The sequence below is a fragment of the Neobacillus sp. NPDC093182 genome, from assembly GCF_044754045.1.
In genome coordinates this window covers 370,633-385,493 of the sequence record NZ_JBIVOI010000002.1, presented here as the reverse complement: position 1 = coordinate 385,493, position 14,861 = coordinate 370,633, and the positions used below count along the sequence as shown (strand labels likewise).

At 38.9% G+C, this 14,861-nt stretch carries 11 protein-coding genes, 1 pseudogene and 1 riboswitch; of the genes and pseudogenes, 11 read left to right on the top strand and 1 reads right to left on the bottom strand.

The annotated features are described in order from the left end of the window. The 11 genes and pseudogenes from ACIQAA_RS06485 to ACIQAA_RS06435 all read left to right on the top strand — a co-directional run bounded on the left by ACIQAA_RS06485 (position 1) and on the right by ACIQAA_RS06435 (position 14,128). The gene (locus ACIQAA_RS06485; RefSeq protein WP_402616565.1) at positions 1–771 is read left to right on the top strand and encodes an SDR family oxidoreductase; all 771 of its coding nucleotides are present in this window, start codon (positions 1–3) and stop codon (positions 769–771) included. Positions 772–848: 77 nt separating this feature from the next. Further along, on the top strand, positions 849–1,649 hold the full coding sequence (gene larE / locus ACIQAA_RS06480; protein WP_402616562.1) for an ATP-dependent sacrificial sulfur transferase LarE: 801 nt from the start codon (positions 849–851) through the stop codon (positions 1,647–1,649). Between the two features lie 81 nt (positions 1,650–1,730). Beyond that, the gene (locus ACIQAA_RS06475; RefSeq protein WP_402616559.1) at positions 1,731–3,203 is read left to right on the top strand and encodes a gluconokinase; all 1,473 of its coding nucleotides are present in this window, start codon (positions 1,731–1,733) and stop codon (positions 3,201–3,203) included. Between the two features lie 318 nt (positions 3,204–3,521). Then, a complete protein-coding gene (larB, locus tag ACIQAA_RS06470) occupies positions 3,522–4,292 on the top strand; it encodes a nickel pincer cofactor biosynthesis protein LarB (RefSeq protein WP_402616556.1) in 771 nt (256 codons plus the stop codon). Beyond that, positions 4,273–5,751, top strand: a pseudogene (larC, locus tag ACIQAA_RS06465) (nickel pincer cofactor biosynthesis protein LarC). The gene larB and the pseudogene larC overlap by 20 nt, the downstream one beginning before the upstream one ends. 292 nt (positions 5,752–6,043) lie before the next feature. Continuing rightward, positions 6,044–6,541: a TRAP transporter small permease gene (locus tag ACIQAA_RS06460; protein WP_402616553.1), complete on the top strand. Its 498-nt coding sequence runs from the start codon at positions 6,044–6,046 to the stop codon at positions 6,539–6,541. Between the two features lies 1 nt (position 6,542). Then, positions 6,543–7,838 (top strand): TRAP transporter large permease, encoded by a 1,296-nt coding sequence (locus ACIQAA_RS06455; protein ID WP_402616550.1) that lies wholly within the window; start codon positions 6,543–6,545, stop codon positions 7,836–7,838. Positions 7,839–7,888: 50 nt separating this feature from the next. Continuing rightward, positions 7,889–8,917, top strand: coding sequence for a TRAP transporter substrate-binding protein (locus ACIQAA_RS06450; protein WP_402616547.1), 1,029 nt, complete (start codon positions 7,889–7,891; stop codon positions 8,915–8,917). A 106-nt stretch (positions 8,918–9,023) separates the two neighbouring features. After that, positions 9,024–10,853: a sensor histidine kinase gene (locus ACIQAA_RS06445; RefSeq protein WP_402616544.1), complete on the top strand. Its 1,830-nt coding sequence runs from the start codon at positions 9,024–9,026 to the stop codon at positions 10,851–10,853. Beyond that, positions 10,850–11,614, top strand: a complete 765-nt coding sequence (locus ACIQAA_RS06440; protein ID WP_402616541.1) for a response regulator transcription factor — start codon at positions 10,850–10,852, stop codon at positions 11,612–11,614. The genes ACIQAA_RS06445 and ACIQAA_RS06440 overlap by 4 nt, the downstream gene beginning before the upstream one ends. Positions 11,615–11,830: 216 nt before the next feature. After that, positions 11,831–14,128, top strand: a complete 2,298-nt coding sequence (locus tag ACIQAA_RS06435; RefSeq protein ID WP_402616538.1) for a glycoside hydrolase family 3 protein — start codon at positions 11,831–11,833, stop codon at positions 14,126–14,128. Positions 14,129–14,197: 69 nt separating this feature from the next. Here the strand turns inward: ACIQAA_RS06435 and ACIQAA_RS06430 are convergent, their stop codons facing one another. Continuing rightward, the gene (locus ACIQAA_RS06430) at positions 14,198–14,683 is read right to left on the bottom strand and encodes a QueT transporter family protein (protein ID WP_402616534.1); all 486 of its coding nucleotides are present in this window, start codon (positions 14,681–14,683) and stop codon (positions 14,198–14,200) included. An 8-nt stretch (positions 14,684–14,691) separates the two neighbouring features. Next, a riboswitch (PreQ1 riboswitch) is annotated at positions 14,692–14,736 on the bottom strand. Positions 14,737–14,861 lie beyond the last annotated feature (125 nt).

Sequence of the window (14,861 nt, the reverse complement as noted above, 5' to 3'; positions counted from 1 at the left end):
ATGACAAATTTATTCGATTTAACAGGTAAAACCGCGGTAGCAATTGGAGGAAATGGCGTATTAGGTTCAGCTATGGCGATAGGCTTGGCTGAACACGGGGCTAAAGTTGCAATCGTTGGCCGTAACTTAGAAACTGCTGAACAGGTTGTTAAGGAGATCGTTGAAAATGGCGGAGAAGCAAAAGCATTCTCAGCAGACGTAAGCTCAAAGGATTCTTTAGTAAAAGTTGCAAATGAAATTGAACAGTGGTCTGGCGGCTGGGATATTCTATTGAATGCACCAGGAACAAACAGCCCAACACCGTTTTTTGAATTAGACATGGACGAGTACGATAAAATCATGGATATTAATTTAAAAGGAATCGTGATGACTTGTCAAATCTTCGCGAAACGCATGATTGAACAAGAAAGACAAGGAAGTATTATTAATATTTCATCTGTTTCTTCTACAACACCATTATCAAGAGTATTTACGTATTCTGTTTCAAAAGCTGGACTTAATAGTGTAACTCAATTCTTAGCCCGCGAATTTGCTACCAGCGGAATTCGTGTAAATGCCATTATCCCAGGATTCTTCCCAGCGGAACAAAATCGTAAAATTTTAGACAAAGAAAGAATTGAATCCATCATGGGCCATACCCCAATGAAACGCTTTGGCGAAGCAGAAGAACTTCAAGGTGCTACCGTTTTCCTTGCGTCAGATAAAGCTTCCAGTTTTGTTACAGGTGCATTAATTCGTGTTGACGGCGGATTTGGAGCGATGACAATTTAATTCTTGGACATAAGGTGAATGTCCATTTAATATGTTTAATAGTGGATTATTCAGAAAGTACGTGGGGAGATGAGACCTTGCTATCAGAGAAATATAATAAATTACAGTCTATTCTCCGTGACATGGGATCAGTCGTTGTAGCATTTTCAGGTGGTGTAGATAGTACATTTTTACTTAAAGCGGCGGTTGACACATTAGGGGAAGATCGTGTCTTAGCTGTCACAGCTGACTCGGAAACCTACCCATCAAGCGAGCTTGAAGAGGCTAGGGTACTTGCAAAAAAAATTGGTGTTAAGCACCAAGTCATTGAAACTTCTGAATTAGCCATTCCTGGTTATGCTGAGAATAACAAAAATCGTTGTTACTTTTGTAAAAGCAGCTTATTCGATCATCTCATTCCGGTAATGGAAGAAAAGGGATTTCAAAATGTAATTTATGGGGTCATCGCTGATGATATGAATGAGCACCGGCCAGGGATGCAGGCAGCTAAGGAGAAGGGGATACGTGGCCCTCTGCTAGAGGCAAATTTATTTAAACAGGAAATCAGAGAGCTTTCACAGCAGTTTGATTTGCCCACATGGGATAAACCATCCTTTGCCTGTCTATCTTCAAGGATCGCTTATGGTGAATATATTACAAAAGAAAAGCTGACAAAGGTCGAGCGCGCAGAAAGCTTTTTAAAAAGTCTCCGTATTCGCCAAGTACGAGTTCGGACTCATGATGAAATCGCTAGAATCGAAGTAGAACCAAATGATATGAAAATTGTTCTAGAAAATCATGATTCTATTGTCCGGGAGCTCCAAGAGTATGGATATAAATATATAACTTTAGATTTGCTAGGATATCAGAGCGGCAGTATGAACAAGGTGTTATCGTAATAACAGAAGAAGGCTTTGGAAATTTCCAAAGCCTTTTCTAACATAAATGACAACCGAAAGTTGAAAAGGAAGATGAAACGTATGTCAAGAGAGTTCGTAATGGGACTAGATATCGGTACAACCAGTGTAAAAGCGTGTATATTTGATATCAAAGGAAAACTAATAGCGGAAACTGAGAAAATGAACAGCTTTCATTATCCAGAGCCAGGATGGTCTGAACAAGATCCAATTGAAATCGAACGCTCAGCCGTGCTAGCAATTAAAGAAGCGATTGAAAAAGCTGCCATTAGTAAAGATGAGTTAATTGCACTTGGGTTTTCAGCTGCCATGCATTCCCTTCTTTGTTTGAATGAAAAGGGCAGTCCGATTTCTCCTGCGTTAATTTGGGCGGATGGAAGAAGCTTTTCCCAGGCAGAAGCAATCAAAGGGACAATTGGGAGCAGTGTTTATTCAAAAACAGGCACACCTATACACCCTATGACTCCATTTAGTAAGCTTTTGTGGATGAAAGAAACAAACTATCAGCCTTATAAAGAAGCTGCGTATTTTATGTCCATAAAGGAATATTTACTACAATGCTGGTTTGGTCAAAGAGTCATCGATTATTCAATGGCTTCAGCAACAGGATTATTTAATCCGGCTGCGCTGGATTGGGAGCCTGAATTACTAGAAATGACAGGGATTACTAGGGAACAGCTTTCTGAAATTGTCCCCCCTACAAAAGTGTTGACGGGTCTTAATAGAGGTATTGCTGATGAAATGGGAATTAATCCAGAAATGTCATTTGTAATGGGTGCTGCAGATGGGCAATTGGCCAACTTAGGAATTGGCGCTATTTTGCCTGGTGAAGTGGCGGTTTCCGTTGGGACAAGCGGCGCGATCAGGCAAATCAATAAAGGGGTAAAAATTGATGAAAATCAAGAAACCTTTTGTTATTCCTTTACAGCCGATTCTACGATTGTAGGTGGACCGACTAATAATGGCGGTATCGTCTTACAATGGTTAAAAGATCTTCTGAATGACCAAAGGGATTTTTCTGATTTCTTAGGGGACGCAGAAAAGGTAACTCCTGGTGCAGAGGGTATTCTGTTTCTGCCTTATTTAAATGGGGAAAGAGCACCGGTCTGGAATCAACGGGCGAAAGGCAACTTTTATGGAGTTTCGATTACCCATAAAAAGGAACATTTTATCCGCGCTGTCCTTGAAGGGATTACCTTTAATCTCTATCAAATCGGCAAGGCGCTGGAAAGATTAGCGGGCGAGCCGGAAAAAATCTACGTTAACGGCGGATTGGCGAGGTCACCACTTTGGCTGCAAATGATGGCTGACATCTTTGAAGCGGAGATTTATGTATCTGAAAGCCATCACAGTGCCGCCTGGGGAGCAGCCTGGACCGCTTTAGTAGGCATTGGAAAAGTAGATTCTTTTGAAGACATCAAAAAGAATATACCAATGAGTGACCCAGTTCTGCCAAATAAAGAAAATAGTAAAGTGTATAAGGCGTTTTATGAAAATTATGAGAAGCTTGCTAAGGAAATGGTGAAGTTCTTTTAGATAAAGGTTTGAAAAAAAACAATAGTAGGCCAATAATTCCCTTTAAGGAGGAAAAAGAGGGCTAGAGGTCACCAAAGAAGGTCTTTGATTCCCTTTAAAGAGGAAAAAGAAGGCTAGAGGTAACCAAAAAAGGTCTTTGATTCCCTTTAAAGGGGGAAAAGAGGGTTAGAGGTCACCAAAGAAGGTCTTTGATTCCCTTTAACGGGAAAAATTAGAATTGAAGGTAATCAAAGAAAATCTCTGGGTAATTTCATGCCGAAATCGAGTGCAAAAGGTCTTCTTGGAGAATGAAGGAACATAAATAAGGGGGGAAAACAAGTGCTTGAAGAAATACTAGAACAAGTTCAAAAAGGAACCCTCAGTATTGCGGAAGCAAAAGATCAATTAGCGACGTTTGAAAATTTGGGATTTGCAAAGGTTGACCACCACAGAAAGAAACGACAGGGCTTTCCAGAAGTGGTCTATGGCGAAGGGAAAACGGCAGAACAAATTATCTCTATCATCACAGCATTAAGGGCAAGAAACAATCAAGTAATGGTAACAAGAATTTCCGAAGAAAAAGCTGCAATCGTTAAGCAGGCTTGCCCTGAATTTACGTATCATGAAGTTGCTCAGATTCTATTTTGGAAGAATCAACAAGAAGCGATAGAATATACACAAGGTTATATTGCCGTTGTAGCTGCCGGAACCTCTGATTTACGGGTCGCTGAAGAAGCAGCGGTTACTGCAGAAATACTAGGAAGTAAGGTCCATCGTATTTATGACGTTGGAGTAGCTGGAATCCATCGTCTGTTAAATCATGCTGAAGAAATTCAAAAGGCAACGGTCTCTGTAGTGGTAGCCGGTATGGAAGGGGCACTACCGAGTGTGGTTGGGGGACTTGTTTCTCACCCCGTAATTGCCGTCCCTACAAGTGTCGGCTATGGGGCTAACTTTAATGGGTTATCGGCTTTATTGACGATGCTGAACTCATGTGCTTCGGGAATTAGTGTTGTTAATATTGATAATGGTTTTGGCGGAGGGTATAACGCCGTATTAATTCATCAACTTGCACAAAAAGGGGAAAGAAATGAAGACACTTTATTTTGATTGTTTTTCAGGAGTAAGCGGAGATATGGTGATTGGAGCACTCATAGACGCAGGTGCTGACCCGGTCAAATTAGTAGAAGAATTAAAAAAGCTGAATATTGAAGATGAATATGAATTGACATGGAAAAAGGTCGTTAAGAACGGGATTACGAGTACAAAGTTTGATGTGGTGCTGAAAAACCAACATAACCATCATCATCATCATGATCACGGGCATACACATAGCCACGATCACGCTCATGACCATGGACATACACATAGCCACGATCACGCTCATGACCATGGGCATACTCATAGCCATGACCACGCTCATGACGAAGGACATACTCATAGCCACGATCATACTCATGACCATGGACATACTCATACCCATGATCACCACCACCATCATGACCATCGATCATATAAAGATATTGTGCGATTAATTGAAGAAGCTGATTTTTCGCAGCAAGTGAAGGATATTTCTTTAAGGATATTTAAAAAAATTGCTGAAGCAGAAGGGCTTATACACGGAGTTCCTTTGGATAAGGTTCATTTCCATGAGGTGGGTGCTGTAGATTCAATTATTGATATTATTGGGGCTGCCATCCTGGTTGATCAATTAGAAATAACCGTAATTAAATCTTCACCCGTCCCTGTGGGCACTGGGAAAATTCTTATCGATCATGGAATCTATCCAGTCCCTGCACCCGCAACACTGGAGATTTTAAAAGGAATCCCGATTGAACATTCAGAGGTGAGATTTGAGCTTACCACACCAACTGGAGCTGCAATTGTCGCTGTTCTGGCCGAGGAATTTTGCGCTATTCCTTCAATGAAAGTTAGCTCAATAGGTTATGGAGCGGGGACAAAGACGTTTAAAGACCATCCTAATGTAGTTCGAGTCATCATTGGCGAGTAGTGCCTTAACGCAGATATGCCAGCAGTAACTCGATAAAAACAGTGAAATATTTGGGGTTTCCCCCGCCTTTTAGTGAGAGGAGTATACTAGATGAGTTCTCATCCTCCTAATTATGAACACCTAGATGATCAAATGATTAAAATGGAAGTTAATTTAGACAATATTCCTGGAGAATGGCTAGGGTATGTCATGGATTTGCTCTTTGATGCCGGGGCGAATGATGTTTTTTATACCCCGATTTATATGAAAAAAAACAGACCTGGAATCCTGCTTCAGCTGCTTTGTTCTGTTGGAAATGTAGACAAAATGAAGGAAATTCTTTTTAAAGAAACAACCACACTCGGTGTACGTTATTATCCTTTAACTGTTCACCGGTTAGAAAGAGTATTCAAAAAAGCGGAAACTGAGTGGGGACCTGTGACTGTAAAAGAAGGGATTATGAATGGAAAAGTCGTGCAGAGGGCACCGGAGTATGAGGAGTGTAAAAGCCTTGCGCAACTCCATGATATTCCTCTAAAAAAGGTCTATGAACAGGTTTGGAAGAAAATCGATAGCTAACCAAATATACAGGCTGCCTCAAAATATTGGGGCAGCCTGTATATTTTTAGCTTTGTCACTTTCTACTGAATTTCCCCCCTCTCCGGCCATATTGACGCTATTGTAGGTGAATGTTAAACTTAATTTAGTTAATTAGTTTATTAAACTAACAAAATATTGAAAGGGTTTTCGAATTAACCTAAACCTAAAAAAATCACAAATTTATCTAAAAAAACAATATTTTAAATCACCCCCTCGATTCGTAAAATGTTAAGTAAGAAGTAAACGTTTTCAAAGAGAAGGGGGGATTCACTTGGATTATATTAAAAAGGTGTTTAAAGTTATTGACTCTATTTTCGAAAAATTCACTTTACTATTTTTAACAGCACTGATTTTTGTCGTAACAACACAGGTCATGACACGGAAATTATTTAATTTTGTATTCTTTTGGTCCGAAGAAATTACACTGTTACTGCTTGCATGGTTCGCCTTTATGGCCATTGCGATAGGCTTTCGGGAATATATTCATTTAGGTATTGATTCATTTACCAACTTATTTCCTAAATCATTTAATAAAGTCTTAGATAAAATCATTAGTGCTTCTATTTTTGCTTTTGGTTTTTACCTCGTAGTCCAGGGGTGGGAATTTACATTGTTGACGTCGGCATCGACTCTTCCAGCAACAAAACTTCCTAGTAGTATCACATATGTAGCGATGCCAATCACAGGTGTTATGATTTGCGGTTACTCGCTCCTGCAATTCTTCAATATTAACACAACAAGACATAAGGATTTGGAGGAGGGTTTGTAAAATGGACACGAACACAATCGGAATTATTATCTTACTTTCAAGCTTTGTTATTCTAGTCCTGCTTCGTTTTCCAATTGCTCTTACGCTTGTGGCATCGTCCTTGCTAACAGTAATCTATATGAAAATTCCGCTTCCGGTCATTGGCCAGCAAATGGTTCAAGGAATGAACTCCTTTTCCCTGCTAGCCATCCCATTCTTTATCCTAACAGGACAAATAATGAGTGAAGGGGGACTGGCAACAAGGATCGTAAATTTTGCGAGTTTACTAGTAGGAAGAATACGCGGTGGACTTGCAATGGTAAATAGTGTGGCAGCCTTGTTTTTTGGAAACATCTCGGGGTCAGCAGTCGCAGACGTTTCATCCGTTGGCTCTGTCATGATTCCAATGATGAAAAAGAAAGGTTACGAAGCAGATTATGCGGTGGGTGTTACCATTGCTTCAGCTATCCAAGGGGTTGTAGTACCACCGAGCCATAATCTCGTTCTCTACTCTTTAGCAGCCGGCGGCGTATCAATCGCCAGTCTATTTATGGCAGGTATCGTGCCTGGATTTATTATGTTAATTTCGCTCATGATCACAGGCTATATTATTGCTAGAAAACGAGGCTATCAGAAAGCAGACCCAGTGCCTAAATCACAAATTGGGGGTATTCTCCTTCACGGTCTCTTATCGTTAAGTCCCGCTGTTATTATCCTAGGGGGAATCATGAGTGGCTGGTTTACGGCTACTGAGTCTGGTGCGTTAGCGTGTTTATATTCTTTTATTCTAGCATTTGTTGTTTATAGAGAAGCACCTATCTCAAGTATTTGGAAAATACTCACAAGAACAATGAGAACGGTTTCGATGGTGTTTTTCTTAATTGCAGCATCTGCATCCTTTGGCTGGATACTCGCCTATTTGCAAATTCCTGCTATGGTAACCGACCTGTTCTTAAGTATTTCAGATAATCCACTTATCATTTTATTGATTATCAATATTTTATTACTTTTGCTTGGTGCGCCAATGGACATGGCACCGATGATTCTAATCATGACACCGATTCTACTTCCGGTAGTAACGAGCTTTGGTATGGACCCTGTACATTTCGGTATAGTCCTAATCTTAAACGCTGGAATAGGATTATTGACACCGCCAGTTGGAACCGTTTTATTTGTCGGATGTGCGATAGGGAAGGTCTCCATCCAGCAAGGTACAAAAGCGATGATGCCATTTTTCTATGCTTTACTAGTTGTTCTGTTAATTATCACCTATATTCCAGAGGTTGTTATGTGGCTGCCAAACATGCTAGTCAAGTAGCCTTGGGTAAAGTGTGAAGATTATATAAAAAATTAAAAGGGGTGTAGATTTTGATCAGTAAAAAGTTTACAGGTATTTTAGCCGCAACACTTTTAATGGGCTCAATCCTTGCTGCATGCGGCGGGAAAGAAACAACTAACACAAAGAGCGAAGGAAACAAGGAAGAGGAAAAACCATCCTATACGTTCCGCTTAGCGGACAATCAGCCGCCAGATTATCCAACTGTCCTTGGTGACAAAAAGTTCGCTGAATTAGTAGAGGAAAGAACAGAAGGACGTATCAAAATTGAAGTCTATCCATCTGCGCAATTAGGCGATGAAAAATCAGTTCTTGAACAGGTTCAGCTTGGAGCAATTGAGTTTACTCGAATCAATTCTAGTCCACTTGCTGAATTCAATAATCAGTTTACTCCGCTGGGACTTCCTTACGTATTTGAGAGTGAAGATCATCTTTGGAACTTCTTAAATGGAGACATGGGAACAAAGTTACTAGATGGACTTGAGCAGTCTAAGATGAAAGGTTTAGCTTACTACGATTCTGGTTCACGTAGTTTTTACTCAACCAAACCACTTAAAGGTGTAGAGGATTTAAAAGGACAAAAGATTCGTGTTCAACAAAGTAAAATCAATATTGATTTCATGGATGCATTAGGGGCAAGTGCTACTCCAATGCCTTATGGAGAAGTATTCAGTGCCCTTCAAACAGGAATTATTGATGGAGCAGAAAACAACCTGCCAAGTTTAGATTCATCTAACCATTATCAAGAAGCTAAAAACTTGATCCTTGATCATCACCAACGTATACCTGAAGTTCTTTTAATTAGTAAAGTAGCTTGGGATAAGCTTGATTCCGAAGACCAAAAGATCATTAAACAAGCAGCGCTTGATTCTGTTGAAACACAAAGAGCAGAGTGGGATAAATATGAAGAACGTTCTGAAAAGAAATTAAAAGATGCAGGTGTTACATTCACCGAAGTCAAAGATATTAAACCTTGGACAGAAGCTGTAAAGTCTATGAATGCTGAGTATGCAAAAGAGTATAAAGAAGTAATGGATGCGATTGAAGAAGCACGTCCATAATCTGTACTAACAAAATGCCTAGCTGGTAAGTTGCACCATTTACCAGCTGGGTCTTTTCTGTTTTGATTATAGCTAAGGTTTAGAAAATTCATTAGGAAGTGAAAGAATGCAGCAGCATGGGGGAAAAATAGCAGAATTTATTAAAAAGTATATTCTCTTAAAGAATCAATCATTAATGATGAAGCTTTGCATTTTTTCTAGCTTTCTTGTTATATTGCCTGTTCTTTCAGTGGGGATTATCTCCTATAATCGATCTTCAGCCGAATTGGAAAACGAACTCCGGCAATATAGCGGTCAAGTAATAGGTCAGGTAGAATCTCATATTGAATATTATTTACAAGAATTTGAGATTACAAGCTTAAAAATTATTAACTCTCCGGAATTATCCAGCTTATTTAAACATGAAAAAAGTGATCACATAGTGGCAGCGGCCAGGAACACACTTAAGTATGCTGCTTATTCTCGAGCAGATATTTCTAACATCACGGTTTTAGTGGATGACGATATTGTCATCGATACCCTTGGGGTAAATAATTTCTATCCTTCCACCAAAATAAAAGAAGAATATTGGTATTCATCTGTTCCTATGAACGGTATGACTATGTTGGTAACTAGAACCTTAAAACTAAGAAATAAAGAGCAGCCGGTTATTTCTCTTGTTAGGAGATTATACAACCCTGATACTCTTCGGCCAGTGGGAATGCTCGTTATTGATATTAATTTTAGAAGAATTGAGGAAATCTCAAACAAAGTAACGATTAGTAAGAACGGTTATTTTTTTATATTGGATGCAAAAGGGCATTACGTATATCATCCTGATTATTCAAAGCTTGGAAAAAAAGTAGAATTTAGCCAGCTCGCTCAACTCCAAAATAATGAAAGCAGCACACAAATCTTACAGAACGAGAGGGAGGATTTTGTTACTTATACTTATTCTTCAAATATAGGCTGGAGTTTTTTTACCGCCGTACCCTATAAAGATTTAACGGGTGGAATTATTCAAATTGGAAGAACCATTGTTTTGACAATTATCATCTCGTTAATTATTGCCTACACGATAGGATTTGGATTTGCAACAAGTTTAATCCGCCCGATTCGGCGCCTGAAGAGGTTTATGAAGGAAGTTGAAATTGGAAACCTTAGCGGTCGAGTCCCAGTGGAATCAAACGATGAAATTGGACAGTTATCTGCAGGATTCAACCATACCGTTGAAAAACTATCAGATTTACTTGAAGAAGTATACGTCTCCAAATTGAAAGAAACAGAAATGTCCCTGAAACAGAAAGAGATTGAAATAAAAATGCTTCAGTCTCAAATGAACCCACATTTTTTATATAACTCTCTTGAAACCATTAGAGGGATGGCATTAGAAGAAGGTCAGGAAAATATTGCAATCATGTCCTTTTCCCTAGCGAAGCTGCTTCGGTATAATCTTAAAAATGATTCTTCCACTGTTAGTCTAGGAGAAGAAATTAGGTTTTGCAGGACGTATCTTCAGATTCAGAAGTTTCGATTCGAAGAACGATTTGAGTATGAGCTGGATATTCCTGAATGGGCAATGGAGCTTCAGGTCGTAAAATTCTCACTTCAGCCGTTAGTTGAAAATTGCTTTGTTCACGCCTACGGTCGAAGCTTACAAAAGTTTAGAATTACCATATCAGCAGTTTCCCATTCTGAATCTTCATTTACTATTCGAATAGAAGATACAGGAGCGGGAATTCCGAATCACATTTTAGAAGAACTTACTAGAAAGCTTGAACAGAAAACGACAAACTCAGATGGGAAACATATCGGCTTATTAAATGTCCAACAAAGGATTCATTATGTGTTTGGCGCGGATTATGGACTGAGTGTTAGAAGTCAGTTAGGAGCCGGCACGGTGGTCGAGATGGAGCTGCCAATGAGGGAAAATACAGAGGAAAGGGAGATTGGATGAAAAAGATCTTGTTAGTTGACGATGAGAGATGGGTACGTACCGCTCTTAAGTGGACGATAAATAAATTGAATCTTCCATTGCAGGTGATCCATGAATGTCAAAATGGACTAGAAGCATTAGATTGGATAAAGATGAATGAAGTGGACCTAATCTTAACGGATATCCGAATGCCGGTGATGGACGGTCTTGCTTTGGTTAAGGAACTTAGTACCTTAAACGGGGCGTATGAAGTGATTGTGATCTCTGTCCATGATGAGTTTCAGTTTGTTCAGCAAGCAATAAGAAGTGGTGTCACGGATTACCTTCTTAAACCAATCGAGGAGAATGAAATAAAGGTTTGTCTAGAGAAATGGCTAAATAAAAAAAGTAACAAAGATAATACAAGTAAGCAGATGCTGGCTGAGAAAGAAAATCTTCCTTTATCGACGATCGATCGAATCTTGGATTATATAGAAAAAACACCTTTAGACCAAATCACTTTAAAAGAAGCAGCAGAAAGTATTCATATCAATCCCAGTTACCTCAGTCAATTGTTTAAACAACAGCTTAATAAAAAGTTTGTTGATTATATTACGGAACTACGAATTGAAGAAAGTAAGCGATTATTGCAAAATACAACCTTAAGAATGTCTGAGATAGCCGAAAGAGTGGGATATTCTGATTTAGCTTACTTTAGTAACAATTTCAAGAGGATAGTAGGAAGTTCTCCGTCAGAGTATCGGAATATCAACAGCAACACCGCCGATGGTAAATTTAAATAAAAGATTAGGTGAGTCAGAAACGGATATTTCTGATTCTTTTTTTTTATGAAGGAATATAGTCATAGGTATTAATAACTAAAAATTTGAAATATTAAAATATCACAAAAATACCTAAAAATACTCACTATTTGTCAGGCAATTTTGAACTATATCATTATACATAGAAAGCTAACCTAGTTTTGTAAACGCATTCAACTTAAAAAGGGAGGAAGAAAAATGGCTTCAATATCAAAACAGATTAGAAAATCTTCAAAACTGAGAAAAAAACTTCTCGCAGTCGCACTTACTCTATCATTAGCTGCGCCAGTTATTGGACCACAGGTTGGTTTTGCAGATGACCAAGGGTATACAGGTGAAGAAGGGGAAGCAACTCCGTATATTGGCCGAGGTGCAATAACAACTTATAAAGTTGAAAAAGCTGAAGGACAACCAGAAATTGAAACAGCAACTCAAGATAGAATTCTTGTACTAGATGGCAAATATTATAGAGATGCAGATGGAGATAAAAGCTTAGATGGTTACGAAGACTGGAGAAAGTCAGTTTCGGAGCGTGTAGCGGATTTGATTAGTAAAATGAGTCTTGAGCAAAAAGCTGGATTGATGTATATCAATACTCACACTCCTGTAGCTGATCCAACAGATGGAAAATTTGTAACCGATGCTAATGCTAATATTGTTATTAACAAGAAATTGCGCCACGTTATTTACCGTCTATCTCAGAACCTGGGGGATATTGCTAATTATAATAACCAAATGCAGCAATTAGCAGAAGGTCTTGAGTTAGGTATTCCGGTTGTTATTACTTCCAATCCAAGAAATTCTGCCTCAACCGATTATACAAACATTACGAACGTTCAGGATCAACATACTTTCTGGCCAGGAACATTAGGTTTAGCAGCGGCTGGGGATGTAGAAGCTGTTGGTGAATTTGCGGATATTGCCCGACAGGAATGGAGAGCTGCTGGTATTCGTAAGGTTTATGGATATATGGCTGACGTTGCAACAGATCCACTTTGGGCAAGAATTGAGGAGACATTTGGCGAAGATCCAAAAGTAGTTGGAGACATGAATTATGAAATCGTCAGAGGCTTCCAAGGTGAAACTCTTGGTGCAGATAGTGTAGCCATCACTGTAAAACACTTCCCTGGAGGTGGTGCGCGTGATGATGGACAAGATCCTCACTTTGCAAACGGCAGCTTTAATATTTATCCTACTGAAGGAAGTTTAGAGAAGTATCATATCCCTCCTTTCCAGAAAGCGATTGAAGCTGGTGTAGCATCCGTAATGCCTTATTACGCATATCCAAGTAATGATAGTGCTGATCAAGGTTTAGAACCATATAGTGAAACTCAGCAATTTGAAGAAGTTGGTATGACTCTAAATAAAGGAATCATCGATTACTTGCGTGAAGGTCTTGGTTTCAAAGGATATATTAACTCTGACTCAGGTGCAGTTGCTGGCAGTGCATGGGGTTACCATGTAGATGAAAATGGAAATACAATTTCAGGCGCACAAAAAGTTGCCAAAGCATTAAATGCAGGAACCAATATTATTTCAGGTGGTGCAACACCAGAGTTAGTAATCGAGGCAGTTAACAGTGGTTTAGTAGATGTATCAAAAGTTAACGAATCCATAACTTATACCCTTTCAGAAATGATGACATTAGGTCTATTTGAAGATCCGTATGTAAATCCTGCAGAAGCTATTGCTGCTGCAAACAATGAAGATCACCGAGCATTAGCTTATGAAGCACATCAAAAGTCAGTTGTTCTAATGCGTAATGATAAGATCAAAGGTGAAAAACTATTACCATTAACTGAAGAAAAGTTAGAAAATGTTAAGCTATATGTTGAAGGTTTTGTTGGAGTTGCAGCACCAAGAGGCCATGCAAATCCTCAAGAATACATTAATGTTGAATCTCAAAAACAGTCTGCTGGATTTAGTGCAGACTTAAAGAATACACTAAAAGAAAAATTCCCTAACATTGAATTAGTTGATAGCGTCGAAGAAGCAACACACGCTTATGTATACGTGAAACCAACTCAATCTAACTGGGATAATAATCCACGTATTGATATTAATGAAACAACTGGAGTATCTGATCTAGACCGAATTGTTGAAATCCAAAAAACGGTTCCAACAATCACAGCTTTAAACTTTACTAACCAATGGCTAATTAACGAGCTTGAACCAAATGCTGCAGCATTAATTGGTACATTTGGTACGCTTCAAGAGGCAGCATTCGATGTGATCACTGGAGAATTCAATCCTGTTGGAAAACTTCCATTTGCTATTCCAGCCAGTGCTAAAGCGGTAGAAAGAGAAGTCGGGGATGTTCCAAGTTTTGCTCCTGAAGAATATAAACATTTCACTTATAAGACTAAAACTGGTGACAAGTACGAATTCGGATTTGGTCTTTCTTACAACCAGGGAAAAGTACCTGCCCATGCCGGTGAAACAGGAAAGCCTACTCACGCCACTGAAACAGGAAAACCCGCTCATGCCGAAAAATAATCGAAAGAATAAAAATTAGCTCTATGAAAAGAGATGCTGCTTCATTCCACGAAGCAGCATCTCTTTTATCTATACTCTTTTTTCGAAATTAACTCGTTTGTTAATGAAATAAATAATCGGCATGCCTACTGCCATCACAACAAATTCTCCTATTGCCACTGTTAACCAAGTAAATAAGAATGGCAATTCGAATGCTAGGTTTAATTCCCAAGCAATCAAGAACATAGTGAAGGTGAAGACCACGGTATTTACAATCATACGAGCCCAGATTCCTTTAATGAAACGTGCAGATACAATTGTAATAGACAAGGCTAATAATGATTGACCGACACCAAAAACGAGGTCATAGGCGACCATCGGGGAAAAGAATAGATTGCTCAAAAATACCCCAACGATAATTCCGAATATATACTTCTTATTGAAAACAACAAGATGATTAAACATCTCTGAAACACGGAATTGAATATTCGTAAAGCCAAAGGGAGCGATTAAGCCAGATACAGCAATATATAAAGCCGCTAATATCGCATTTACGACAAGTGTTTTTATTTTCATATTTAGTTATCTCCTTAGTTTTTTTACGTGGGAGGTTCTCGAACCACGTTTTATTGACAAAGTAATAGACTAGTATAAATGTATTTACTAGTCAATATAAAGTTTGAGATAATCTTTCAACAAGGTATAGTATGCGTTTATTCTGGATAATATTTCCCTTTTTGCACATTATAATGAT